This window comes from Lentzea sp. NPDC059081, assembly GCF_042738015.1.
GTDB lineage: Bacteria > Actinomycetota > Actinomycetes > Mycobacteriales > Pseudonocardiaceae > Lentzea.
Genome location: NZ_JBHYGW010000011.1, coordinates 153,509 through 175,519, shown reverse-complemented (window position 1 = coordinate 175,519; position 22,011 = coordinate 153,509). Strand labels below are relative to the sequence as shown.

The window sequence follows — 22,011 nt, the reverse complement described above, 5'->3', positions numbered from 1 at the left end:
CGTGGAACTGCGCATCTTCACCGAGCCCCAGCAGGGGGCGAGCTACGACGACCTGCTCCGCGTGGCACGGACGGCGGAGGACGCCGGGTACGGCGCCTTCTTCCGCTCCGACCACTACCTCCACATGGGGTCGGTCGACGGGCTGCCCGGCCCCACCGACCCGTGGATCACGTTCGCGGGTCTCGCCCGCGACACGACCCGGATCCGCCTGGGCACGCTGATGACCGCCGCGACCTTCCGCCACCCCGGCCCGCTCGCCATCGGCGTCGCCCAGGTCGACCAGATGTCCGGCGGGCGCGTGGAGTTCGGCATCGGCGCCGGGTGGTACGAGGCCGAGCACACCGCGTACGGCATCCCGTTCCCGCCGCTGGGGGAGCGCTTCGAGCGCTACGAGGAACAGCTCGCGATCATCACCGGCCTGTGGGAGACCCCGCTCGGCGGCACGTTCTCGTTCGAGGGCAAGCACTACACCCTCACCGACTCGCCGGCGCTGCCCAAGCCCGCCCAGGACCGCGTGCCGGTGCTGATCGGCGGCATGGGCGCCAAGCGCACCCCGGCGCTGGCGGCTTCCTACGCCACCGAGTTCAACCTGCCGTTCGTCGGCATCGACAAGGCCGTCGAGCAGTTCGCCCGCGTCGACGCCGCCTGCGCCGAGATCGACCGCGACCCGAAGGAGATCACCCGCTCCGTCGCGCTCGTCGCGTGCATCGGCCGCACCGACGCCGACGTCGCCCGCCGGGCGGCCGCGATCGGCCGCGAGGTCGACGAGCTCAAGCAGAACGGTCTCGCGGGCACCCCCGCCGAGGTCGTCGACCGGCTCGGGGCGTGGCGGGACGCGACCGGGGTGCAGCGGGTGTACCTGCAGGTCCTGGACCTGTCCGACCTCGACCACCTGACCGATGTCGCGATGGACGTCGTGCCGCAGCTGGTCTGATATATCGGCTGGCTGATATATCGGATATCAGGCGAGTGCTTTCCGGACCGCGGGGTGCAACGGCAGCACGCGGTCCGCGAAGCGCGGCCGATATCCGATATATCGCAGCTGGAGCGCGGGATCGTCGAGGTAACGCTGCTCCAGCCCGTCCTCACCCAGCACGACCTTCAGGCCCCGCCCGAGCATCGACGGCGAGTCGAGCCCGAACCGGTCGCGCAGCACGTCGGCGGCGGCGTGGTCGCCGAACTCCAGCGCGGCCCGCCGGACGTCCGCGACCGGCACCCTCAGGTACTGCTCGTCCGCGCGCACCCCGTCGCGGTACGCGATCCCCAGCGCGCCGAGCGCCTGCTGGTGGGCGCCCCCGTCGAGTCCGAGGTAGTACCGCTCCCACTCGGCGACCTCGACCTCGCCGCTCCACGTGCGCGCCGGCGCGGCCACCGCGGGAACGTTCGTGCCGGTGGCGAGCCCCCATACCGTGACACCGGCAGCGCTGAACAACTGGCGTCGGGACAACCTCACGACGCACCCTCCTCCGCAAGCCTGCGGTTCCCCGCCGCAGGGCTACGGAATGCTAGCGAAGGTGATACCGGGAGCGACGGGGCCAGTGCGGGGCAAAGTGCGGTCCGTCAGGGGGAGCGTTCCGTCGAGCGCCGCGAGCACAGCGTCACGGGCCAGCGGCAACACCTCGGCCACCGTCACGTCCCGGCCCAGCTCGTAGGAGAGCGAGGCGACGCCCGCGTCCGCGATGCCGCACGGGATGATGTCGCCGAACGCCTCGAGGCTCGCGTTGCAGTTGATCTCGAAGCCGTGCATGGTCACGCCGCGCTGCACGCGGATGCCGATGGCGGCGACCTTGCGCTCCTGGCCGCGGTCGTCGGCGGGGATCCACACGCCGCTGCGGCCCTCGACCCGGCCGGTGTGCACGCCGAGCCGGTCGCACACCTCGATCAGGCCCTGCTCGACGCGCCGCACGTAGTCGACGACGTCGATCGGGTCGGCGAGCTTCACGATCGGGTAGCCGACCAGCTGGCCGGGACCGTGCCAGGTGATCTTGCCGCCGCGGTCCACGTCGATGACGGGCGTGCTGCCCCCGCGCGGGCGCTCCTCGTCGAGGGTGCGCTTGCCGCAGGTGTAGACGGGCGGGTGCTCGAGCAGCAGGAGCGTGTCGGGGCCGGTGCCGCCGGCGCGTGCCTCCGCGACCTCCTTCTGGAGGTCCCACGCCGCCATGTAGTCGATGAGCCCCAGCTCACGGATGACGACGGGGTCTGACGTGGTGCGACACGAGTTCACGACCCGACGTTACCAACCCCAGCGCCGTGGCGGCCAAGAGCCCGACGCCCGTCACACCCAGCACCGCGCCGATGACGTCGGTGACCCAGTGCATCTCCAGCACGATCCGCGCGAAGCCCGCCACCAGCACCGCTAGCACCGCCCACGGCACCCCGCGCCTCAGCAGCACGACCAGCGTGAACCCGACAGACGCGACCGCCACCGTGTGCCCGCTCGGGTAGCTCGGCAGGTGGTACTCGACCGGCCGCACGCGGTCGAACAGGAACCTCGTCAGCAGGGTCGCGCAGCACAGCGCGTGCAACGCCAGCGCCTTCCACAGCCGCGGGTCGCGCCGCCGCCAGGCCAGCACGAACAGCACCGCCGCGAAGGCCCAGCCGATCGTCGGCCCCATCACCAGGCTCACCGCGAACGCCGTCGCCCGCAGCCACTCCGGTCGAGGAAGCACGTCGTGCACCCACACGTCGAGCGAGGTCGTCTCGGGCAGTCCCAGCAGGACCCACGAGATGATCAGCACGGCGGCGAGGGCACGGGTCATGCGACCGCCGCGGTCAGCGCGGACGGCAGCGCCGGGTGCAGGAACGTGAACCCGTGGGTCTCCAGCACCTTCGGCGTCAGGCCGGGGCCGGTCAGCACCAGCTCCTCCGCCATCTCGCCGCCCAGCAGCGCCTTCAACGCGAACGCGGGCACCGCCCACGGCGTCGGCCGGTTCAGCGCGTGACCGACCGCCTTGGTGAACTCCGCGTTCGTCGCCGGGGTGGGCGCGACGACGTTGACCGGACCGCGGACGTCGTCGTGCTCGGTGACGAACCGGTAGGCCGACACGACGTCGTCCAGCGAGATCCACGGGAAGAACTGCTCGCCCGTCCCGAGCTTGCCGCCCAGGAAGAACTGGAACACCGGCTTCAGCCGGCCGAACATGCCGCCGGACGGGGAGAGGACGACGGCGGTGCGCATGAGCACGACCCGCACGCCTGCCTTCTGCGCCGCGGACGTCGACCCCTCCCAGTCCTGGGTCAGCCGCGCCATGTACGAGTGCCCGCCCGGCGCGTCCTCGTCGACGAGCTGCGAGCCGGTGTCGCCGTAGTAGTGCGCGCCCGAGGAGTTGATGAGCGCAGGGACGCCGTGTTCGACGACCGCCGCCGACAGCACCTCACCCGGCACGACGCGGCTGTCGTGCAGGACCTGCTTGCGCGCGTCGTCCCACCGCTTGTCGCCGATGCCCGCGCCGCACAGGTTGATGACGGCGTCGACGCCGTCGAACGTGCCGTCGTCGACGCGTCCGGCGTACGGGTCCCAGCCGCGTTCGTCGGGTGCGGCGGCCTTGCGGCGCACCAGCCGCAGCACCTCGTGCCCGGCGGCGCGCATGGACGCCACCAGGCTCGTTCCGATCAGGCCCGACGATCCCGCGATGACTACCCGCATACCTAGATCGTTCCGCACCGCGTCGCCGCCTGCACAGCCACACTTCTCATATCGGACCCAGGATGTGCCGAAGGCCACCCCGGCAAACCGGGGTGGCCCTCAGGTCACACTTCTGGCGATATCCGATATATCGGATATCGGTACTGCTCAGAGACCGAGGTCGGCCTCGAACGCGCCCTCCTCGAGACGGTTCTTCACCGTCGTGAGGAAGCGGCCCGCGTCCGCACCGTCGACCAGGCGGTGGTCGTAGGTGAGCGCGAGGTACATCATCGAGCGGATCGCGATGGTGTCGTTGCCGTCCTCGTCGGTCATGACGACCGGGCGCTTCTTCACGACGCCGACGCCCAGGATGCCGACCTGCGGCTGCTGGATGATCGGGGTGTCGAAGAGGGCGCCGTTGCTGCCGAGGTTGGTCAGCGAGAACGTGCCACCGGCGAGCTCGTCCGGCGTGAGCTTGTTCGACCGCGCACGCGCCGCCAGGTCGCCGATCTTGTGGGCGATGCCCGACAGGTTCAGGTCACCGGCGTTGTGGATCACGGCGTTGAGCAGGCCGCGCTCCGTGTCGATCGCCAGACCGAGGTGCTCGGCACCGTGGTAGGTGACCTCCTTGCGCTCCTCGTCGATCGACGCGTTGAGCACCGGGTGGGCCTTGAGCGCCTCGATGGCGGCCTTGGCGAAGAACGGCAGGAACGTGAGCTTCGCGCCCTCCCGGGCCTCGAACGCCTTCTTGGCCTGGTTGCGCAGCCGGGCGATCTTGGTGACGTCGACCTCGAACACCTGGGTGAGCTGGGCCGACTGCTGCAGCGACTCGCGGGTGCGTTGCGCGACGATCTGGCGCAGGCGCGGGAGCTTCTGCACGGTGCCGCGCTTGCCCGAGTCGTCGACCTTGGCCGGGGACGCGGTGCGAGCGGCGGGGGCGGACGCGGCAGGAGCGGCAGCGGCGGCGGGCGCGGGAGCCGGGGCCTTCTTGGCCTCGACGGCCGCGAGCACGTCCTGCTTGCGGATGCGGCCGCCGACGCCGGTGCCCTTCAGCGAGCCCAGGTCGATGCCGTTCTCCGACGCGAGCTTGCGCACGAGCGGCGTGACGTACGGCGTGCCGTTCGCGTCGTCGCCGGAGGACGCGGCGGGCGCCTCCTGCTTCGGCGCGGCCTGCGGGGCCGGAGCCGCCTGCGGAGCCGGAGCCTGCTGCTTCGGCGCCTCCTCCTGCTTCGGAGCCGGCGCGGGAGCCTCCTGCTTCGGCTCGGGCTTCGACTCCGGCGCGGGAGCGGACTGCGCCGCCGGGCTGCCGGAACCGACGACGGCGAGCTTGCCGCCGACCTCGACGGTCTCGTCCTCACCGGCGACGATCTCGAGCAGCGTGCCCGCGACCGGCGACGGGATCTCGGTGTCGACCTTGTCGGTCGAGACCTCGAGCAGCGGCTCGTCGACCTCGACGCTGTCGCCGACCTGCTTCAGCCAGCGGGTGACGGTGCCCTCGGTGACGGACTCGCCGAGCGCGGGCATCGTGACGTCGGTGCCCTCGGCGGAACCGCCGGACGGGGCGGGAGCCGCGGGAGCCTCCTGGGCCTCCTCGGCGGGCTGCTGCGGCGACGGCTGCGTCTGCTGCGGCTCGGGCTCCGGCGCCGACTCCTGGGCGGGAGCGGGCGCGGGCTCGGCGGAACCGCCGTCACCGTCACCGATGACCGCGAGCTCACCGCCGACCTCGACGGTGTCGTCCTCCTGGGCGACGATCTTCTGCAGGACGCCCGCCGCGGGGGAGGGGATCTCGGTGTCGACCTTGTCGGTGGACACCTCGAGCAACGGCTCGTCCACCTCCACCCGGTCGCCTTCCTGCTTCAACCACCGGGTGACCGTGCCCTCGGTGACGCTCTCACCGAGTGCGGGCATCTGGACGGAGAAGGCCATTGTTCGCTGACTCCTCGTGCTCTCGTGTGGCTGACTTTGTGTGGGGAACGGTCAGCCGTGCACGTGCAGCGGCTTGCCGGCCAGGGCGAGGAACGCCTCGCCGAGGGCTTCAGTCTGGGTCGGGTGGGCGTGGATCAGCGGAGCCACGTCGTCCGGGTAAGCCTCCCAGCTGTAGATCAGCTGGGCCTCACCGATGAGTTCGCCGACGCGCTCGCCGACCATGGTGATGCCTACGACCGGGCCGTCGGGCGCCTTGACGAGCTTCACGCCACCGGCGGTCTTGAGGATCTGGCTCTTGCCGTTGCCCGCGAGGTCGTACACGAACGTCTCGGCGGCGCCGTACTTCTCCTTCGCGGCGGCCTCGGTGAGACCGACGGAGGCGACCTCGGGCTTGCAGTAGGTGACGCGCGGGATGCCCGCCTCGTCGATCACCTTCGGGTTCTTCCCGGCGATCTCCTCGGCGACGAAGATGCCCTGCTGGAAGCCGCGGTGCGCGAGCTGCAGGCCGGGCACCACGTCGCCGACGGCGTAGACGCCCGGCAGGTTGGTGCGCAGGCGCTCGTCGGTGACGACGAAGCCGCGGTCGATCTTGACGCCGGCCTCCTCGTAGCCGTGACCCGCGCTGTTGGGGCCGCGGCCGACCGCGACGAGCAGCAGGTCTGCGTCGAGGACATCGCCGTTCTCCAGCGTGATCGACACGCCCGAGTCGTTCTGGGTGGCGCCGGTGAACTTCACGCCGGTCTTGAACTTGATGCCGCGCTTGCGGAAGGCGCGCTCCAGCTGCTTGGACGCGTACTCGTCCTCGGCGGGGACCAGGCGGGGCAGGGCCTCGACGATGGTCACGTCCGCGCCGAACGAGCGCCACACGCTCGCGAACTCCACGCCGATGACGCCGCCGCCGAGGACGACGACCTTCTCCGGGATGAAGTCCAGGTTGAGCGCCTGGTCGCTGGTGATGACCCGGCCGCCGATCTCCAGGCCGGGCAGGCTCCGGGCGTACGACCCGGTCGCGAGGACGACGTTCTTGCCGACGTAGCGCTGCCCGTTGACCTCGACGGTGTTGGGGCCGACGAACGTGCCCGCGCCCTCGACGAGGGTGACCTTGTTGGCCTTCGCGAGTCCCTGCAGGCCCTTGTACAGGCGTGAGATCACGCCGTCCTTGTACGAGTTGACGCCGGCGATGTCGATGCCCTCGAGCGAGGACTTCACGCCGAACTGGTCGCCTTCGCGAGCGTTGTCCGCGACCTCCGCCGCGTGCAGCAGCGCCTTGGTCGGGATGCAGCCGCGGTGCAGGCACGTGCCACCCAGCTTGTCCTTCTCGACCAGGACGACGGACAGGCCCAGCTCAGCGGCGCGGAACGCGCAGGCATAGCCACCTGAACCACCGCCGAGGATGACGAGATCGGCGTTGGTGGCCGACTCCAGTTCCGGCGAAGTCACTTCGGATCTCCTCGGGATTACTTACTACGCGCGGGTGCGCGCGAGGTACGCGGCCATCTTGTCACTAGTTGTCCGGGCGCGGTGATCCGGCATGGGACACCACGTCACGATCCTGATCATTCACCTACTCATAACACCCTTTCCTGGCACCATGGTGGAGGGAAGCGCAGGAGGTGCCCGATGGGGCTGTTCGACCGTTTTCGCAGGAAGTCACGTCCAGGTGTGCTGCGGACGGCCTCGGGGCAGGACACGAGCCACCTCGAGAAGTGGGCCGCCAGCCGCCAGGGCGTCGAGGCCTATGTGGAGCCGAAGACCACGGTGACCGAGACCACTGTGGTGTTGGTCGCGCACGACGGCGAGTGGACCCGCCGCCGTGTCGCCTCACCGGACGCCGCACGGTCGTTCGCGCGCAAACTGAGCATGCCCATCTACGACGCCGGAATCGTCGGCTACCCCAAGCGCATGCGCGACTACACGGCGCGCCAGAAGAAGCTCGGCAACGGTTAGAGCGCGGCCATCGCGGCGGTCAGCCACCCGTCGCTGACGCCCGTGTCGGTCAGGTCCGGCTGCGGCCTGCCGCTGATCGTCTCGGTGAGGGTGACGAACCGGTCCAGCACGGCGCCGAACCGCGCCGCGAACTCCTTCGCCCGCTCGTCCACGACGTGGTCGGGGTCGCTCATCGACCGCCTCAGCCCGGCCTCGTCCGGTGCCTCGCCGGTCGCCTCGGCGGTCATCGCCGCGAGCGACGCGAGGAACCGTCCGGCGATCTCGCGCCCGCGCGGTGAGTCCGGTGCGACCCCGGACCGTTCGGCCTCGTGCGCCTCGACCTCGACGAGCCGGTGCGCCTCGATGGCCGCCAGCATCTCCGGGCCCGTGGTGGCGAGCGCCTTCGGCGAGGTGAAACAGGAGCGGAAGAACTCGCGCACCTCGGCGCGGAACTGCGCGTCCCGCACCATGTCGGCGAGCTCGATCCACGCCTGCAACTGCTCGGTGTCCGGCGCGTCCGGCAGCTCGGGCCGCATCCGGTGCAGGTGTTCGACGAACGCCGGGTGCACCGTGAGCCCGTCGGTCACCTCGCCCCAGAACTCGTCGAGCAACCGCTCACGGTCCTCATCGGACATCGACACGAGCTCGTGCATCAACGCCACCTGACGCGCGTTGCTGCCCTGACTGACGATCGCCCGCAACACGGCCCGCCGCGCTTTCAGGTGCTGCAACTGGCGTTCGACGATCACGAGGTGCGTGGAGGCTAGATCGTGCAACGAGGTCTCGTCCGCGAGAAGCCGCCGTATGTCCTCAATGCTCGCACCGAGATCACGCAAGGTCCGCACGAGTTCCAGCCGTGCGATGGCTTCCACGTTGTAGAGCCGATAGCCGCTATCGGTGTGGCTGGTGGCCGGGACGACGTCCTCGTCGGCGTAGAACCGGATGGCGCTCACACTCAGTCCGGTGCGGCGCGCGACATCCCCGATGGGGTACAGGTCGGTCATGCCGACCACCGTGGTGTCTCAAGCCGCTTGAGATTCAAGACCTTCCTCACGCGACCATCGGCTCGTGCCGCACCGGGAAGTTGACGCTCGCCGCGATGAAGCACAGCGCGTGCGCCTTCTCGTGCAACGCCTGGGCCTTCTCGCGGGTCCCGGGATCGGCGACGCTGACGACGGGGTTGAGCGTCACCTCCGTGAACCGCCCGGACCCGTCGGGGTGCTCGGCCATCGTGCCGGTCGCGTGGTCGCGGTAGGCGGTGACGACGACGCCGTTGACCGACGCGAGGTGCAGGTACCAGAGCATGTGGCACTGCGAGAGCGACGCGACGAGCAGCTCCTCCGGGTTGTACCGGCCGCGGTCGCCGCGGAACGACGGGTCCGACGACCCCGGGATCGTCGGCTTGCCCTCGACCATGACCTCGTGCGCGCGTTCGTAGGCCTGGTAGCCCGACGTGCCGTCGCCGGTGTTGCCGGTCCAGACGACGTCGACCTCGTACTGATGCGTCCCCATGTGGAAATAGTGCTCTCCCGGAGCGGAAAAGCGAACGGGCGGCGGCTCCGCGGAGTCGCCGCCCGTGCACGACCGAGACGATCAGCCGTTGGCGGCGATGTCCGCCAGCACGGCCGCGATCGTGCGGACCGGGACGCCCGTGCCGCCCTTCGAGACGTACCCGTACGCGCCGCCGTTGTTGTAGGCCGGGCCCGCGACGTCGATGTGCGCCCACTGCACGCCCTCGGCCACGAACTCGCGCAGGAACAGGCCCGCCGCGAGCATGCCGCCCCAGCGGTGCCCGGTCACGTTCGCGAGGTCGGCGAGCCGCGAGTCGAGGTCGGCGCGCAGCTCCTCCGGCAGCGGCATCGGCCACGCCGACTCGCCGACGGCGGTGCCGATCGTGGCGACGCGGTCGCGGAACTCGTCCGAGCCCATGACACCCGCGGTGCGCTTGCCGAGCGCGACGACCTGCGCGCCGGTCAGCGTCGAGGTCTCGATCAGGTAGTCGGGGCCGTCCTCGCACGCGCGCACGATGGCGTCGGACAGGATCAGCCGGCCCTCGGCGTCGGTGTTGAGCACCTCGACGGTCTTGCCGCCGTACATCGTCAGCACGTCGCCGGGGCGGTAGGCGTCACCGGACGGCATGTTCTCCGCCATCGGGATCGACGCGATGATCTCCAGCGGGTACTTGAGCTTCGAGGCCAGCACCATGGTGGCGACGATCGCGGCGGCGCCGGCCATGTCGGACGTCATCTCGTCCATGCCCGCGGCCGGCTTGATCGAGATGCCGCCGGTGTCGAACGTGATGCCCTTGCCGATGAGCGCGACCTTCTTGGCCGCCTTGGCGCCCTTGTAGGAGATGCGCACGAGGCGCGGCTGGCGCGCGGAACCGCCGCCGACGCCCAGGATGCCGCCGAAGCCCTGCTTCTTCAGCGCCTTCTCGTCGAGCACCTCGACGTCGAGACCGGCGGCGGAGGCGAGCTTCGCGGCGCGGTCGGCGAACGAGCCGGGGTAGAGGTCGTTGGGCGGCGTGTTCACGAAGTCGCGGGCGATCGCCACGGACTCGGAGATCGCGACGGCGGCCTTCAGCGCGGCCTTGTTCTCCTTGGACCCGGCGGCGTGCAGGTCGACCTTCGCGACCGCGCCCTCGCCCTTGTCCGACTTGTACTCGGTGAACGAGTACGCGCCGAGCAGCGTGCCCTCGGCCGCCGCACCCACGTGCAGCGCGGCGAGGGTGGTGACCGCGCGCTTCTTGCCGGCCAGCGCGCGGGCGGCGACGGCGGACGCCCGGCGGACCTGGTCCTCGCCGGTGGCCTTGCCGAGGCCGACGGCCAGCACCAGCGGAGCGGCGATCCTGCCGAAGGTCGGGACCTTCACGAGCTCGTCCGCCTTGCCGGACGCCCGCAGCGTGCCGAGCACGTCGAGCAGCGCGCCGTCGAACGCGGCGGCGACAGCTTCGGCACCGGGGGCGAGCTCCAGACCGTCCGCACCCTGCAGGGTGCCCACGACGACTGCGTCCGCGGCGGTGGTGCTCAGGTCACCCTCGGTGAGGGCCAGCTTCGGGGCTGTCACGTGCTGCTCCAGGGTTGTGCGTTCAGGTCCGGGGATCGTGACCCATGCTAAAGGTCGGACACCCCCGGCCATGCCGAGCCCCGCCACGTTCGCCGCAATCCGTGACGTTGACAGTTGCGCACAGTGGCGATTCGCCCGTTTCACGCATCAGTCGACCGGGTGGTTACGGCCGGATGCCGCATCTGAGAACGTGTACCGGTGACCCACACGCCTCGCGAGATCGTCGTTACGGTCGCGCTCGGTCTTCCCGCGGTGCTCGGTGCGGGGGTCTTCGCCGGATTCGGCCCCGCCGCAGGACTTGCCGGCTGGTGGGTGCTCCCCGCGCTGGCCGTCTCCGCCCTGGCCGCCCTGTGCTGCGCCTTCTCGACCGCCGACCAGTCCCGTGCCTATCCGGACGCCGGCGGTGGTTACGGATACGTGCGCGCGCAGCTCGGCGTGTGGCCCGCACGGATGACGGCGAGCGCCCACCTGCTCGGGCGTTGCGCGATGGCGGCGGCGGTGGCGGTGATGTTCGGCGCCTACGTGGTGCCGGACCAGCCGCTGGCCGGTGCGCTGGCGTTGGTGGTGGCGACGGCGTTGCTCGGCGCTGCCGGTTTCCGCTTCACCGCCGGTGTCAGCGCCGCGGTGTCGGTGGTCGTCCTCGGTGTGCTCGCGCTCGTGGTCGCGTCGGCGTTCTCGATCGCTCCGGTCGTGTCGGCGGGGGAGACCGGCACCGTCAACGAGCTCTTCGGGGTCGCGGGCCTGATGTTCGTGGCCTTCACCGGGTTCGAGCGGATCACCGCCCCGCTGCGCGGCGAGAAGCCGCATCCGGTGGCGGCGCTGAAGTTCGCGATCCCGATCCTGATCGGACTGTCCTTCGTGGTCTGCGTGGCCGTCGGTGCCGGGGTGCTCCGCCAGCTCGGCAGCGCGCGCCTCGCGTTGTCGCCCGCGCCGTTGCGGGACGCGCTCGTGGCGGCGGACGCGGCGGCGTTGGTGCCGTTGGTGCAGATCGCCGCGGCGGTGGCCGGGGTGTCGGTGCTCCACTTCGTACTGGCGTCCGCGCACCGCACCCTGACCGGGCTGACCGAGGACGGCGAGCTGCCGACGCGCCTCAAGCCCGCCGTGCTCACGTTCGTCGTGGTCGCCGCCACGGCGATCGCCGTCGTGCTCCTGCCCCTGGCGACGGCGCTGTCCGTCGCCGCCTGCTCGACGTTGTTCTACTACGCCTTCACGAACGCGTCGGCCCGTGTGCTGCTGCAGAACGACCGCACGTGGCCCATGCGCACCGCGTGTCTCGGACTCGGGCTCTCGGTGCTGCTCGCGATGAGCATGCCGATCCCGGCGTTGCTCCTCTCCCTGGCGGGACTGGGCGTCGGCACCGGGCTCGTCAGCCTGTCAGCGTCACTAAGAAGAAGAGGAGCAGCGAGGCGGCAACACACGCCGCGAGCTTGACGACGCGGCGGTTGGTGGACGGGCTCTCCTTGACCCGTCCCCAGTAGACGCCCAGGAAGATCGCCGCCGCGAACGCCGCCACCAGCACGCCCCCGACGCCGTCGCCGATGACCCACCCGTTCAGCAGGGTCACCCCGGTGCCCAGGACGAGCAGCGCGGCCTGTGCGACGGTGCGGACGTCGGCGCCTGTCGAAGGTCGTTCTTCCTCGGTCATGACCGGGGACTCTATAGAGCTTCACTTAGTAGGACGTCCGAGTTTTGGGAAGACGATTTTCCGTATCCCGACCTGCGGGTTACCGTGCACCCATGACGAGCGAGTTGCCTTTCACCCGGACTCCCCACCCGCACCCGGCGACCCCGGAGCGCGTAGCGGAGGTACTGGCCAAGCCGGGCTTCGGGCAGCACTTCACCGACCACATGGTGACGATCCGCTGGAACCGGGAGAAGGGCTGGCACGACGCCGAAGTCGGCCCCTACAGCTCTCTCTCGCTCGACCCCGCGGCAATGGTGCTGCACTACGGCCAAGCGATCTTCGAAGGGCTCAAGGCCTACCGCCAGCCCGACGGCGCGATCGCGTCCTTCCGCCCCGAGGCCAACGCCGAGCGCTTCCGCGCCTCGGCCCGCCGCATGGCGATGCCCGAGCTCCCCGACGAGCTCTTCCTCGAGTCGGTCCGGCAGATCCTCGCGGTCGACAGCCGCTGGGTGCCGTCGGCGGAGGAGGAGTCCCTCTACCTCCGGCCGTTCATGATCTCCACGGAGAAGGGCCTCGGCGTGCGACCCGCGTCCGAGTACCTCTACGTGCTGATCGCCTCGCCCGCCGGCTCCTACTTCGCGGGCGGTGTCCGCCCGGTGAGCGTGTGGCTCTCGACCGAGTACGTCCGCGCGGCACCCGGTGGCACCGGCGCCGCCAAGTTCGCCGGCAACTACGCCGCCTCTCTCGTGGCCCAGGCACAAGCCGCCGAGAAGGGCTGCGACCAGGTCGTCTGGCTCGACGCGGTGGAACGCCGCTGGGTCGAGGAGATGGGCGGCATGAACCTGTTCTTCGTCTACGGCGACAAGGTCGTCACCCCGGAGCTGACCGGCACGCTGCTGCCGGGCATCACCAGGAGCTCGTTGCTGGAGCTGGCCTCCGACCTCGGCCTGACCGTGGAGGAGCGCCGGATCTCGACCGACGAGTGGGAGAAGGCCAACGCCTCCGGTGAGCTCACCGAGGTCTTCGCCTGTGGCACGGCCGCGGTCATCACGCCGGTCGGCCACGTCAAGCACGCCGGCGGCGAGTTCGACGTCGCCGACGGCGGCACCGGATCGGTGACGGCCAAGCTGCGCGAGCGCCTGACCAGCCTCCAGCACGGCCACGTCACCGACACCCACGGCTGGATGACGACGCTCGGGTAGGTCCTAGGCGATCACCAGCACGGCCAGAAGCGCGATTTCGGCGGCAGCACCGAGCACATCACCGGTGATGCCGCCGAAACGCTTTCCGGTGTGCCGCACGAGCAGCCAGGTCAGCGCGCCCGCGACGACGACGGCGACGACCGCCCGCCAGCCGAGCGGGACCGCCGCGGCGGCGAGCACCACCCACGTGCCGATGACCAGCAGCGGATGCTGCGTACCGGCGACGAGCGCACCGAGTCCTTCGGGCCGTGCCGCGGGCACCCCGCGCAAGCAGCAGATCCCGAACGCCGCCCGGCTCGTCGCGAACGCGAGCACGACGACACCCCAGTGGGCGTGGGGGAGCGCGGCGGCCTGCGCTCCCAGGGCGACGACCAGGGACACGACGCCGAACGGTCCGGCGCCGCCGTCCTTCATGACCCGCAGCGCCCGTTCGGGCGGCCCGTAGCAGCCGAGCCCGTCGGCGACGTCGGCCAGACCGTCGAGGTGCATGCCGCGCGTCGCGAGCGCGACGACGCCGACGACCAGGAACCCGGCCACGAGCGCCGATATATTGGATATCGCCAGCAGCTCGAGAACGCCGACGACGAACGCGCCGAGCACGACGCCGACGACGGGCGTCCACGCGATGGCCCGGCCCGCCGCCTTGCGGTCGACGTCGTCGACGCGCAGCGGCAGGACCGTCAGCCACGAGAACGCCAATGTCAAGGGCAGGGCGGGCTTCATTCCTTGTTGGTGATCCCGGCGCTCTCGAACGTCGCCATCTCCGCGAGCACCTTCACCGCCGAGACCAGCAACGGCAGCGCCGCCACCGCGCCGGACCCCTCGCCGAGCCGCATCTCGAACTCGAGCAGCGGCTTCAGGGAGAGGTGTCCGAGGGCGATCGCGTGCGCGGGCTCGGCCGACTGGTGCCCGGCCACCCACCACTGGCGCGCGCCCGGTGCCAGCTCCTCGGCGACGACCGCGGCCGCGCCGACGACGACGCCGTCGAGCACGACCGGGGTCTTGCGGACCGCGGCCTGCGCGAGGAACCCGGCCATCGCGGCGATGTCGGCACCGCCGGCCGTGGCCAGCAGCGCCGTCGGGTCGCTGATCACCAGACGGGCCCGGCGCAGCGCGTCGCGGATCGCCGCCGTCTTGCGCATCCACGCCTGGTCGTCGATGCCGGTGCCGCGCCCGACGACCGCGACGGGCTCCGACCCGGTCAGCGACGCGATCAGCACCGCCGCCGGGGTCGTGTTGCCGATGCCCATGTCGCCGGCGACGAGCACGTCGGCGCCCGCGTCGACCTCCTCGTCGGCGATCGCCCGGCCGGCCGCGATCGCGAGCTCGCACTGCTCGCGGGTCAGCGCGTCCTCGCGGTCGATCGACCCGGACGAGCGCCGCACCTTGTGCGCGCTGACCGCGGCCGGGGTGTCCGCGTCGACCGCCATGTCGACCACCCGCACGGTGGCGCCCGCGACCTGCGCGAGCACGTTGACCGCGGCGCCGCCGGTGAGGAAGTTCGCGACCATCTGGCCGGTCACCTCGCTCGGGAACGCCGACACGCCCTGCGCGGTGATGCCGTGGTCGCCCGCGAACACGACGACCCGCGGCCGCGTGAACGGCTTCGGCGGCACGACGCCCTGGCAGGCCGCGACCCAGTTGCCCAGCTCCTCGAGTCGGCCGAGCGAGCCGACCGGCTTGGTCAGCACCGCGTGCCGTGCCTCTGCCTCGCGCAGAACGGCCTCGTCCGGCGGTTCAACCGGCGGGAACTCGGTGCTCACCTGTCGCTCCTAACGCAGTTTCAGTGGAATGCCCGCGACGAGGAGGGTGACCTCGTCGCACACCTCGGCGACGCGCGCGTTGAGCGCACCGAGGTGATCTCGGAAGAGTCTGCCTGAGCGGGTGGCGGGGACGACGCCGAGGCCGACCTCCGCCGTCACCAGGACGAGCCGGGTCCGGCAGGTGGCGACCGCCCGCACGAGCGAGTCGACGTGGTGCTCGACGGCCTCCGCGGCGTCGCCCTCCCACGCCTGGTGGTCGTCCAGCACGCTGACGAGCCACGTCGACAGGTCGTCGACCAGGATCGGCGGGTCGTCGTACGAGGTCGCGGTGAGGAGCGCGGGCAGGTCCGACGGCGCCGTCGCCTCGACCGTGTGCCAGGTGGACGGACGACGGGAGACGTGCAGCGCGATGCGCGCGTCCCAGTCCGCGTCGTCCGGATATCTGCGCGCTGTGGCGACATAGGTCACCGTCGCTTCGGTGAGGAGACCTTCCGCATGCGCTGACTTGCCTGAACGCGCTCCGCCGAGCACGAGCGTCCGAGATGACAAGAGTTAGCCTTCGTCCATGGAATACCGGTGGCGTTACCAGGATGCACACGGACGCGACGTCGCGGGACCGGATGTGATGTTCGCCGACCAGACCGAGGCCGAGGAGTGGTTCAGCGCCGGGTGGCGTGACCTGCTCGACGCCGGGGTCGAACAGGTCACGCTGCTGCGCTCGGAGTCCGAGGTCTACGGCCCGATGAGCCTGCACCCGGCCCAGTAGTTCGAGGCCCAGTAGTTCCGGGCCCGGTGCTCGAGCCCGGTGTCTCAGCCCTGGGCGGTGAGCCTCGGGTCGTCGGTGACGACACCGTCGAGGACGCCGTCGATCTGCTTGAGCACGTCGTCGCCGAGCTCGACGTCGATCGCCTTGACGTTCTCGACGACCTGCTCGGGACGCGACGCGCCGATGATCGCGGACGCGACGTTCGGGTTCTTCAGCACCCACGCGACGGCGAGCTGCGCCATCGTGATGCCGAGCCCCTCCGCGATCGGCTTGAGCTGCTGCACGGCGTTGAGCACGTCGTCGGTCATCCAGCGCGCGATCATCTTCGAGCCGCGCTCGTCGGCGAGCCGCGAGCCCTCCGGCGCCTCGGCGCCCGGCAGGTACTTGCCGGTCAGGATGCCCTGGGCGATGGGGGAGAAGACGATCTGGCTGATGCCCTCGCGCTCGCACGCCGGGACGACCTGCGGCTCGATCACGCGCCACAGCATCGAGTACTGCGGCTGGTGCGAGATCAGCGGCACGTTCAGCTCACGGGCCAGCGCGGCGCCGCGGGTGATCTGCTCGGCGGTCCACTCGGAGACGCCGACGTAGAGGACCTTGCCCTGGCGGACGAGGTCGGCGAACGCCAGCATCGTCTCTTCCAGCGGCACGCTGTGGTCGTACCGGTGGGCCTGGTACAGGTCGACGTAGTCGGTCTGCAGGCGCTTCAGGGAGGCGTTGGCCGACTCCATGACGTGCTTGCGGCCCAGGCCGCGGTCGTTGGGCCCGCCGGGTCCGGTCGGCCAGTAGACCTTGGTGAGGATCTCGAGCGACTCGCGCCGCTCGCCCCGCAGAGCCCGGCCGAGCACCGACTCGGCGGCGGTGTTGGCGTAGACGTCGGCGGTGTCGAAGGTGGTGATCCCCGACTCCAGCGCCGCCTTCACACAGGCGTGCGCCTGCTCTTCCTCCACCTGGGAGCCGTGGGTGAGCCAGTTGCCGTACGAGATCTCGCTGATGGACAGGCCGCTGCGGCCGAGTCGACGGAACTTCATACATCGGAGCCTAGCCGAAATCGTTCGTGCTGCTAATGAACTTCCGGCGCGCGCCAGACCAGCGAGTACCGCCAGAACACGCGCCTGCGCAGGCGTGCTCCGGGCACGATCTCCGCTGCCGCCGCGCGGATCTCCGGCAACGTCGGAGCGGTCATCACGACCGGCATCTCGGGGTCGTGGGGACGGCCGCCGCTGCCGCCGACCGCCTTCACCGCGCCGACGAGTGCGTTCGCGGGCAGCGTGAAGGCCTCCATCGCGAGGTCCGCCGGCGTCGACAGCCGGTAGAGACCGACGACCACCAGCACCCCGCCGGGCGCGGTCAGCCCGGCGAGCCTGGCGAGACCCTCGCGCAACGGCAGGTGGTGCAAGCTCGCCTCGGCGGTGACGACGTCGTAGCGCCCGAGGTCGTGGGTGAGCACGTCGCCGTGGATCCACCGCACCTCGGAGCTCGTCGCGCTCGCCCGTTCGACCATGCGTGCGCTGGCGTCGATCGCGGTGACCTCGGCGGCCCTGATCGACCGCGCCAGGTCACCGAGACCGCAGCCGACGTCCAGCGCCGAACCGGCCCCGGACGGCAACTGCCGGAGCAGCCAGCGGCGGTACCACGCGTTGTGGTCCCACCGCAGCCGCTCCGGCAGCTGGAGCACGTGCCGCTACCTGATCGCCTCGCCCGGCTTCACCCGCGGCTTCGGCACGCGGAGGCGGCGCAGCTGGCTCGCGCGGATGAACGAGTACCAGCCGATGGAGAGGCCCTTGATCGGCTCGGTCGGGAACTTCGCCCGCACCTTGCGCGTGACGATCCGGCCGAGGACCAGGCCCTCGATGACCATCGCGATGAGCATGAACGTCGTCGCGAGCGTCGCGTACCGCTGCACCGCGAGCGACGGCGTGAGCAACGCCACGAACACCAGGATCGCGAGCGGCATGAACAGGCCCATGAGGTTGCGCCGCGAGTCGACGAGGTCGCGGATGTACGCCTTCACCGGACCGCGGTCGCGCGGCAGCAGGTACTTGTCCTCGCCCGCCATCATGCGCTGCCGGCGCTCGGTGGCCGCGGCACGGCGCTCTTCCTTGCTCACCTTGTTGCCGCGCATGCGCTTGAACGCCTCGCGCTGGGTGCGGGGCGGCGGCGGGACGGGCCCGGAACGCCTGCCCTGCGCCTCACGCCGCTTGGGCGTCGCCTTGCCCTTGGCCGCGGTGCGCGCCCTGTCGAGCGGCTCGGCGAGCTCGGCCCCGGAGTCGGGTGCGGACCCGTCCTTGGTGACCGTGGCGGTGTCGTCGGAGTTGCGGCGCAAGAACCTCACACCACCAGGGTAGGACAGCGCGTTTTCTGTACCTTTCGCGAGGTGCGCGTACTCATCGCTCCGGACTGCTTCGGCGGTACCTTGACCGCCCGCGAGGCCGCTGACGCCATCGCCACCGGCTGGCACGAGGCCAAGCCCGACGACGTCGTCGTCCAACGCCCGCTCGCCGACGGTGGCCCCGGCTTCGTCGACGTCCTCCACGCCGCCTGCGTCACCCGCGAGCTGCCCGCCGATATCCGATATATCAGTGTCACGGGCCCGCTCGGCGACGCCGTCGACGCCCGCTGGCTCAGCGCGCGCGTCGACGGCCGGCGCGTCGCGTACGTCGAGTCCGCCGAGGCGTGCGGCCTGCACCTCGTCCCGGCCGAGCTGCGCCCGCAGGCGTGCGAGACGGCGACGACGCGCGGCGTCGGCGAACTCGTCGCGGCCGCGGCGGCCGACCACGACGTCATCACGGTCGGCCTCGGCGGCTCGGGGACGACCGACGGTGGTGCCGGCATGCTCGCCGCGCTGTCCGACGCCGGCGTCGACCTGACTGATATATCGCTCGTCGCCGCCTCCGACGTCGAGAACCCGCTCCTCGGTCCGCTCGGCGCCGCGCACACGTTCGGCCCGCAGAAGGGCGCGTCGCCGGAGGCCGTCGACCGGCTCGAAGCCAAGCTCGCGGCCATGGACGTGCTCAAGCCCGTATCCGATATATCGGGTGCGGGAGCCGCCGGCGGCCTGGGTGCGGCGCTGCTGTCCCTGGGCGCGACGGTGCAGTCGGGCGCCGGTCTCGTCCGCGAGCTCACCGGCCTCGACGCCGCGCTCGACGACGCCGACGTCGTCATCACCGGCGAGGGCAGCTTCGACTGGCAGTCGCTGCGCGGCAAGCTCATCACCGCCGTCGCCTCGGGAGCAGCCGAGCGCGGCATCCCCTGCCTCGCCATCGCGGGCCAGGTCAGCGTCGGCCGCCGCGAGATGGGCGCGGCCGGTGTCCAGGAGGCCTACTCCGTCTCCGAGCACGTCGGATCGGTGCGGAGGTCGATCGAGGAACCCCGCGAGAGCCTCGCCGCGACGGCCCGGCACGTCGCGGCCCAGTGGTCGAGGTAGCACGCCGGTCGGCCGGCGCGGAAGCTCGCGCTGATATATCGCCTGACTCGAGGGTGGTCTACGTGACAGTCGACACCCGGGGCGTTCAGGCGTCTCGTTGTGGGACCATGGGAACGGAACAAGGCGGGGCACGCCCGTGTTGTTGATGGGTGAACCGCCCGCAAAGGACCTCTTAGGAGAGCCATGACGACCGCTCAGGATGCCGCTTCGACCTCCGAGGCGCCCACCCACGGCGTGACGCTGACCAGCGCGGCCGCCGTCAAGGCCAAGGCGCTTCTCGACCAGGAGGGCCGCGACGACATGCACCTGCGCATCGCCGTCCAGCCCGGCGGTTGCGCGGGCCTGCGCTACCAGCTGTTCTTCGACGAGCGCTCGCTCGACGGTGACGCGCTGGTGGACTTCGGCGGCATGAAGGTCGCCGTCGACCGCATGAGCGCGCCCTACGTCGAAGGCGCTGTCATCGACTTCGTGGACACGATCGAGAAGCAGGGCTTCACGATCGACAACCCCAACGCCGGCGGGTCGTGCGCCTGCGGCGACTCGTTCCACTAAGGCGACTCACGCGCGAGGCCGCGTTCCCGCACGCCGGGAACGCGGCCTCGCGCTGTGTACCGGGGGATCAGACGCCGTAGTCGGCCATGCCCTCCACCTGGTGGGCGCACCGCTCGTCGACCCGCCACGGCGCGGCGTCGCGCGGTGCGGGGAGGGGGTGCTCGGGGTGGGTCAGAGCGAACGGGAGCTGCGCGCAGTCCTCGATCAGCTCACTCATCGTGGTCGCCTCAGGGATCGTCACGTCCCGAACCGTATGACGGCGGTCTGACCTGCGGTAGCCCTACCAAACGGTAGTCTTCACAGCTGCACTCGTCAGGGTGAGTTGTCACGTAGCGCGACAAGAGAAATGAGGGGCCGACGTGCCGGTAGCCGTGTGCGGCAGCATCGCGACCGACCATCTGATGCACTTCCCGGGGCGGTTCGCCGACCAGCTGGTCGCGGAGCGTCTCGACCGCGTGTCGCTGAGCTTCCTGGTCGACGACCTCGTCGTCCGGCGCGGTGGCATCGGCGCGAACATCGCGTTCGGCCTGGGTGTGCTCGGCGTGCGGCCGGTGCTCGTCGGCGCCGTCGGCAAGGACTTCGACGACTACCGCTCGTGGCTGGAGCGGCACGGCGTCGACACCTCCGGCGTGTACGTGTCCGAGGTCGCGCACACCGCGCGGTTCGTCTGCACCACGGACGACGACATGTGCCAGATCGCCTCCTTCTACGCGGGCGCCATGGCCGAGTCGCGCAACATCGAGCTCGCGCCGATCGCGAACCGCGTCGACGACCTCCAGCTCGTCGTGATCAGCCCCGACGACCCCGCGGCCATGCTCCGCCATGCGCAGGAATGCCGTCAGCGCGGCTACAAGTTCGCCGTCGACCCGTCGCAGCAGCTCGCCCGCATGGACGGCGAGCAGGCGCGCGCGTTCGTCGAGGGAGCCGAGTACCTCTTCAGCAACGACTACGAGTGGGAACTGCTGCTGCAGAAGACCGGCTGGACCGAGGCCGACGTCCTCGCCCGCGTCGGCAGGCGCGTCACCACGCTCGGGGAGAAGGGCGTCGAGATCGTCGACCGCGACGGTCTCTCCCTGCACGTCCCCGCGGTCGCCGAGGTCGCGAAGACCGACCCGACCGGCGTCGGCGACGGGTTCCGCGCCGGCTTCCTCGCGGCCACGCTCGCCGGTCTGAGCCTCGAACGCGCAGCTCAGCTCGGGTCCCTGATCGCGGTCGAGGTGCTCGAGACCGTCGGCACGCAGGAGTGGGTGCTGGACCGCGACGCGGCACTGGCCCGCATTCGCGGCGCCTTCGGCGACGAGGCTGTCGAGGAGATCGCCTCCGTCCTGCCATGATCGGACAATGGGGACGTACCTGTACGGCGACACCGGTGAGTCGCTCGATCCGAAGTTCGACGCGCTGAGCGACCTGCTCGACGCGGGCACCTTCGCCCGCGCCGAGCAGCTCGGTGTCGCGGACGGCTGGCGCTGTCTCGAGGTCGGGGGCGGTGGCGGCTCGGTGGCGAACTGGCTCGCCGACGTCGTCGCACCGTCCGGGCACGTGACGGTGACCGACATCGACGTGACGAGGCTCCGGGAACGGGACAACGTCACCGTTCTGGAGCACGACCTGGTATCCAACATATTGCCCGGCAACGCGTTCGACCTGGTCCACGCGCGCCTCGTGCTCTTCTACCTCCCCGCCCGCGACGCCATCCTGCGCAAGCTGCACGACGCGTTGCGGCCGGGAGGCTGGCTCGTCCTCGAGGAGTTCGACTGCCTCCCGCTCGAGGTCCTCTCGGCGGCGCCCGACGACGCGAAGCTGATCATGCGGGTGAAGAACGCCCTGCTGACGCTGCTCGACCAGGCCGGCGCGGAGCTCGCGTGGGGTGCGCGCATCGAGAACGCGCTGCGCGACACCGGGCTGCACGACGTCAGCGGGTCGCGCGAGGTGCGGGAGTGGGAGGGCGGCTCGCCGGGCTGCCGGCTGCTCGCCGAGACCGCACGCCTGGTGCGCGCCAAGCTGCCCCTCACCGACGAGGAGTTCGACCGCTACCTGGAGCTGATGGCGTCACCGGAGACGGTCGTCAGCTCGTACGCCCTGTGCAGCGCCCAGGGACGCCGGTAGCCGAGGAGGGCCCCTCCGCGGAGGGGCC

General features: G+C 71.0%; 26 protein-coding genes. 9 read left to right on the top strand and 17 right to left on the bottom strand.

Annotation, left to right across the window (positions count from 1 at the left end; translation table 11 throughout):
* The first annotated feature begins 1 nt into the window (after position 1).
* Positions 2–934, top strand: a complete 933-nt coding sequence (locus tag ACFWV3_RS24740) for an LLM class F420-dependent oxidoreductase (RefSeq protein WP_382414072.1) — start codon at positions 2–4, stop codon at positions 932–934.
* Positions 935–961: 27 nt separating this feature from the next.
* Here the strand turns inward: ACFWV3_RS24740 and ACFWV3_RS24735 are convergent, their stop codons facing one another.
* From ACFWV3_RS24735 to lpdA, 6 genes are all read right to left on the bottom strand, one after another.
* Positions 962–1,453, bottom strand: a complete 492-nt coding sequence (locus ACFWV3_RS24735) for a hypothetical protein (protein ID WP_382414070.1) — start codon at positions 1,451–1,453, stop codon at positions 962–964.
* Positions 1,454–1,495: 42 nt separating this feature from the next.
* On the bottom strand, positions 1,496–2,161 hold the full coding sequence (gene lipB, locus ACFWV3_RS24730; protein ID WP_382414234.1) for a lipoyl(octanoyl) transferase LipB: 666 nt from the start codon (positions 2,159–2,161) through the stop codon (positions 1,496–1,498).
* Between the two features lie 19 nt (positions 2,162–2,180).
* Positions 2,181–2,759, bottom strand: a complete 579-nt coding sequence (locus ACFWV3_RS24725) for a phosphatase PAP2 family protein (RefSeq protein ID WP_382414068.1) — start codon at positions 2,757–2,759, stop codon at positions 2,181–2,183.
* Positions 2,756–3,646 carry a TIGR01777 family oxidoreductase gene (locus ACFWV3_RS24720; protein WP_382414066.1) on the bottom strand — a complete coding sequence of 297 codons (891 nt, stop codon included), beginning with the start codon at positions 3,644–3,646 and terminating at the stop codon, positions 2,756–2,758. The genes ACFWV3_RS24725 and ACFWV3_RS24720 overlap by 4 nt, the downstream gene beginning before the upstream one ends.
* 147 nt (positions 3,647–3,793) lie before the next feature.
* Positions 3,794–5,551, bottom strand: a complete 1,758-nt coding sequence (sucB, locus tag ACFWV3_RS24715) for a 2-oxoglutarate dehydrogenase, E2 component, dihydrolipoamide succinyltransferase (RefSeq protein WP_382414065.1) — start codon at positions 5,549–5,551, stop codon at positions 3,794–3,796.
* Between the two features lie 51 nt (positions 5,552–5,602).
* Positions 5,603–6,991, bottom strand: coding sequence for a dihydrolipoyl dehydrogenase (gene lpdA / locus ACFWV3_RS24710; RefSeq protein ID WP_382414063.1), 1,389 nt, complete (start codon positions 6,989–6,991; stop codon positions 5,603–5,605).
* Positions 6,992–7,171: 180 nt separating this feature from the next.
* Here lpdA and ACFWV3_RS24705 point away from each other — a divergent pair, with 180 nt between their 5' ends.
* On the top strand, positions 7,172–7,498 hold the full coding sequence (locus tag ACFWV3_RS24705; protein ID WP_330849738.1) for an oxidoreductase: 327 nt from the start codon (positions 7,172–7,174) through the stop codon (positions 7,496–7,498).
* Here the strand turns inward: ACFWV3_RS24705 and ACFWV3_RS24700 are convergent.
* The 3 genes from ACFWV3_RS24700 to ACFWV3_RS24690 all read right to left on the bottom strand — a co-directional run bounded on the left by ACFWV3_RS24700 (position 7,495) and on the right by ACFWV3_RS24690 (position 10,543).
* Positions 7,495–8,481, bottom strand: coding sequence for a MerR family transcriptional regulator (locus ACFWV3_RS24700; RefSeq protein WP_382414061.1), 987 nt, complete (start codon positions 8,479–8,481; stop codon positions 7,495–7,497). The two genes, ACFWV3_RS24705 and ACFWV3_RS24700, sit on opposite strands and share 4 nt — an antisense overlap.
* 46 nt (positions 8,482–8,527) lie before the next feature.
* Positions 8,528–8,989, bottom strand: a complete 462-nt coding sequence (locus tag ACFWV3_RS24695; RefSeq protein ID WP_382414059.1) for an OsmC family protein — start codon at positions 8,987–8,989, stop codon at positions 8,528–8,530.
* An 81-nt stretch (positions 8,990–9,070) separates the two neighbouring features.
* Complete coding sequence (locus ACFWV3_RS24690) at positions 9,071–10,543, bottom strand: leucyl aminopeptidase (RefSeq protein ID WP_382414057.1); 1,473 nt, start codon at positions 10,541–10,543, stop codon at positions 9,071–9,073.
* A 198-nt stretch (positions 10,544–10,741) separates the two neighbouring features.
* Between ACFWV3_RS24690 and ACFWV3_RS24685 the strand changes: the two genes are divergently transcribed.
* The gene (locus ACFWV3_RS24685) at positions 10,742–11,974 is read left to right on the top strand and encodes an amino acid permease (RefSeq protein WP_382414055.1); all 1,233 of its coding nucleotides are present in this window, start codon (positions 10,742–10,744) and stop codon (positions 11,972–11,974) included.
* Here the strand turns inward: ACFWV3_RS24685 and ACFWV3_RS24680 are convergent.
* A complete protein-coding gene (locus ACFWV3_RS24680; RefSeq protein WP_382414053.1) occupies positions 11,910–12,188 on the bottom strand; it encodes a hypothetical protein in 279 nt (92 codons plus the stop codon). The genes ACFWV3_RS24685 and ACFWV3_RS24680 overlap by 65 nt on opposite strands.
* A 92-nt stretch (positions 12,189–12,280) precedes the next feature.
* On the opposite strand from ACFWV3_RS24680, the gene ACFWV3_RS24675 reads away from it, so the two are divergent.
* Positions 12,281–13,369, top strand: a complete 1,089-nt coding sequence (locus tag ACFWV3_RS24675) for a branched-chain amino acid aminotransferase (protein ID WP_382414051.1) — start codon at positions 12,281–12,283, stop codon at positions 13,367–13,369.
* A 3-nt stretch (positions 13,370–13,372) separates the two neighbouring features.
* Here the strand turns inward: ACFWV3_RS24675 and ACFWV3_RS24670 are convergent, their stop codons facing one another.
* From ACFWV3_RS24670 to cobU, 3 genes are read right to left on the bottom strand one after another with little or no spacing between them, the layout of a single operon-like run.
* Positions 13,373–14,092 carry an adenosylcobinamide-GDP ribazoletransferase gene (locus tag ACFWV3_RS24670; RefSeq protein WP_382414050.1) on the bottom strand — a complete coding sequence of 240 codons (720 nt, stop codon included), beginning with the start codon at positions 14,090–14,092 and terminating at the stop codon, positions 13,373–13,375.
* On the bottom strand, positions 14,089–15,132 hold the full coding sequence (gene cobT, locus ACFWV3_RS24665; RefSeq protein ID WP_382414048.1) for a nicotinate-nucleotide--dimethylbenzimidazole phosphoribosyltransferase: 1,044 nt from the start codon (positions 15,130–15,132) through the stop codon (positions 14,089–14,091). Before cobT ends, ACFWV3_RS24670 begins: the two co-directional genes overlap by 4 nt.
* A 9-nt stretch (positions 15,133–15,141) precedes the next feature.
* The gene (cobU, locus tag ACFWV3_RS24660; protein ID WP_382414046.1) at positions 15,142–15,681 is read right to left on the bottom strand and encodes a bifunctional adenosylcobinamide kinase/adenosylcobinamide-phosphate guanylyltransferase; all 540 of its coding nucleotides are present in this window, start codon (positions 15,679–15,681) and stop codon (positions 15,142–15,144) included.
* 16 nt (positions 15,682–15,697) lie between these two features.
* On the opposite strand from cobU, the gene ACFWV3_RS24655 reads away from it, so the two are divergent.
* Positions 15,698–15,898 (top strand): hypothetical protein, encoded by a 201-nt coding sequence (locus tag ACFWV3_RS24655; protein ID WP_382414044.1) that lies wholly within the window; start codon positions 15,698–15,700, stop codon positions 15,896–15,898.
* 44 nt (positions 15,899–15,942) lie between these two features.
* Here the strand turns inward: ACFWV3_RS24655 and ACFWV3_RS24650 are convergent, their stop codons facing one another.
* From ACFWV3_RS24650 to ACFWV3_RS24640, 3 genes are read right to left on the bottom strand one after another with little or no spacing between them, the layout of a single operon-like run.
* Positions 15,943–16,929: an aldo/keto reductase family protein gene (locus tag ACFWV3_RS24650; protein WP_382414042.1), complete on the bottom strand. Its 987-nt coding sequence runs from the start codon at positions 16,927–16,929 to the stop codon at positions 15,943–15,945.
* A 32-nt stretch (positions 16,930–16,961) separates the two neighbouring features.
* Entirely contained in the window at positions 16,962–17,576 is a 615-nt protein-coding gene (locus ACFWV3_RS24645) for a class I SAM-dependent methyltransferase (protein ID WP_382414040.1), read from the bottom strand.
* A 6-nt stretch (positions 17,577–17,582) separates the two neighbouring features.
* On the bottom strand, positions 17,583–18,233 hold the full coding sequence (locus ACFWV3_RS24640; protein WP_382414038.1) for a DUF3043 domain-containing protein: 651 nt from the start codon (positions 18,231–18,233) through the stop codon (positions 17,583–17,585).
* A 42-nt stretch (positions 18,234–18,275) separates the two neighbouring features.
* Between ACFWV3_RS24640 and ACFWV3_RS24635 the strand changes: the two genes are divergently transcribed.
* Both ACFWV3_RS24635 and ACFWV3_RS24630 read left to right on the top strand, forming a co-directional pair.
* Complete coding sequence (locus ACFWV3_RS24635; protein ID WP_382414036.1) at positions 18,276–19,325, top strand: glycerate kinase; 1,050 nt, start codon at positions 18,276–18,278, stop codon at positions 19,323–19,325.
* Positions 19,326–19,508: 183 nt separating this feature from the next.
* A complete protein-coding gene (locus tag ACFWV3_RS24630) occupies positions 19,509–19,877 on the top strand; it encodes a HesB/IscA family protein (RefSeq protein WP_382414034.1) in 369 nt (122 codons plus the stop codon).
* Positions 19,878–19,944: 67 nt separating this feature from the next.
* Here ACFWV3_RS24630 and ACFWV3_RS24625 read toward each other — a convergent pair whose 3' ends face one another.
* Positions 19,945–20,118 (bottom strand): hypothetical protein, encoded by a 174-nt coding sequence (locus tag ACFWV3_RS24625; RefSeq protein ID WP_382414032.1) that lies wholly within the window; start codon positions 20,116–20,118, stop codon positions 19,945–19,947.
* A gap of 160 nt (positions 20,119–20,278) precedes the next feature.
* Between ACFWV3_RS24625 and ACFWV3_RS24620 the strand changes: the two genes are divergently transcribed.
* Entirely contained in the window at positions 20,279–21,211 is a 933-nt protein-coding gene (locus ACFWV3_RS24620) for a carbohydrate kinase family protein (RefSeq protein WP_382414232.1), read from the top strand.
* Positions 21,212–21,218: 7 nt separating this feature from the next.
* Positions 21,219–21,983, top strand: coding sequence for a class I SAM-dependent methyltransferase (locus ACFWV3_RS24615; protein ID WP_382414030.1), 765 nt, complete (start codon positions 21,219–21,221; stop codon positions 21,981–21,983).
* Positions 21,984–22,011 lie beyond the last annotated feature (28 nt).

Coding starts and splice junctions, on each gene's coding strand:
- lipB (WP_382414234.1), bottom strand. CDS start 2,161: ATGGCGGCGTGGGACCTCCAGAAGGAGGTCGCGGAGGCACGCGCCGGC.
- ACFWV3_RS24725 (WP_382414068.1), bottom strand. CDS start 2,759: ATGACCCGTGCCCTCGCCGCCGTGCTGATCATCTCGTGGGTCCTGCTG.
- ACFWV3_RS24720 (WP_382414066.1), bottom strand. CDS start 3,646: ATGCGGGTAGTCATCGCGGGATCGTCGGGCCTGATCGGAACGAGCCTG.
- sucB (WP_382414065.1), bottom strand. CDS start 5,551: ATGGCCTTCTCCGTCCAGATGCCCGCACTCGGTGAGAGCGTCACCGAG.
- ACFWV3_RS24705 (WP_330849738.1), top strand. CDS start 7,172: ATGGGGCTGTTCGACCGTTTTCGCAGGAAGTCACGTCCAGGTGTGCTG.
- ACFWV3_RS24700 (WP_382414061.1), bottom strand. CDS start 8,481: ATGACCGACCTGTACCCCATCGGGGATGTCGCGCGCCGCACCGGACTG.
- ACFWV3_RS24695 (WP_382414059.1), bottom strand. CDS start 8,989: ATGGGGACGCATCAGTACGAGGTCGACGTCGTCTGGACCGGCAACACC.
- ACFWV3_RS24680 (WP_382414053.1), bottom strand. CDS start 12,188: ATGACCGAGGAAGAACGACCTTCGACAGGCGCCGACGTCCGCACCGTC.
- ACFWV3_RS24675 (WP_382414051.1), top strand. CDS start 12,281: ATGACGAGCGAGTTGCCTTTCACCCGGACTCCCCACCCGCACCCGGCG.
- ACFWV3_RS24670 (WP_382414050.1), bottom strand. CDS start 14,092: ATGAAGCCCGCCCTGCCCTTGACATTGGCGTTCTCGTGGCTGACGGTC.
- ACFWV3_RS24655 (WP_382414044.1), top strand. CDS start 15,698: ATGGAATACCGGTGGCGTTACCAGGATGCACACGGACGCGACGTCGCG.
- ACFWV3_RS24650 (WP_382414042.1), bottom strand. CDS start 16,929: ATGAAGTTCCGTCGACTCGGCCGCAGCGGCCTGTCCATCAGCGAGATC.
- ACFWV3_RS24630 (WP_382414034.1), top strand. CDS start 19,509: ATGACGACCGCTCAGGATGCCGCTTCGACCTCCGAGGCGCCCACCCAC.
- ACFWV3_RS24620 (WP_382414232.1), top strand. CDS start 20,279: ATGCACTTCCCGGGGCGGTTCGCCGACCAGCTGGTCGCGGAGCGTCTC.
- ACFWV3_RS24615 (WP_382414030.1), top strand. CDS start 21,219: ATGGGGACGTACCTGTACGGCGACACCGGTGAGTCGCTCGATCCGAAG.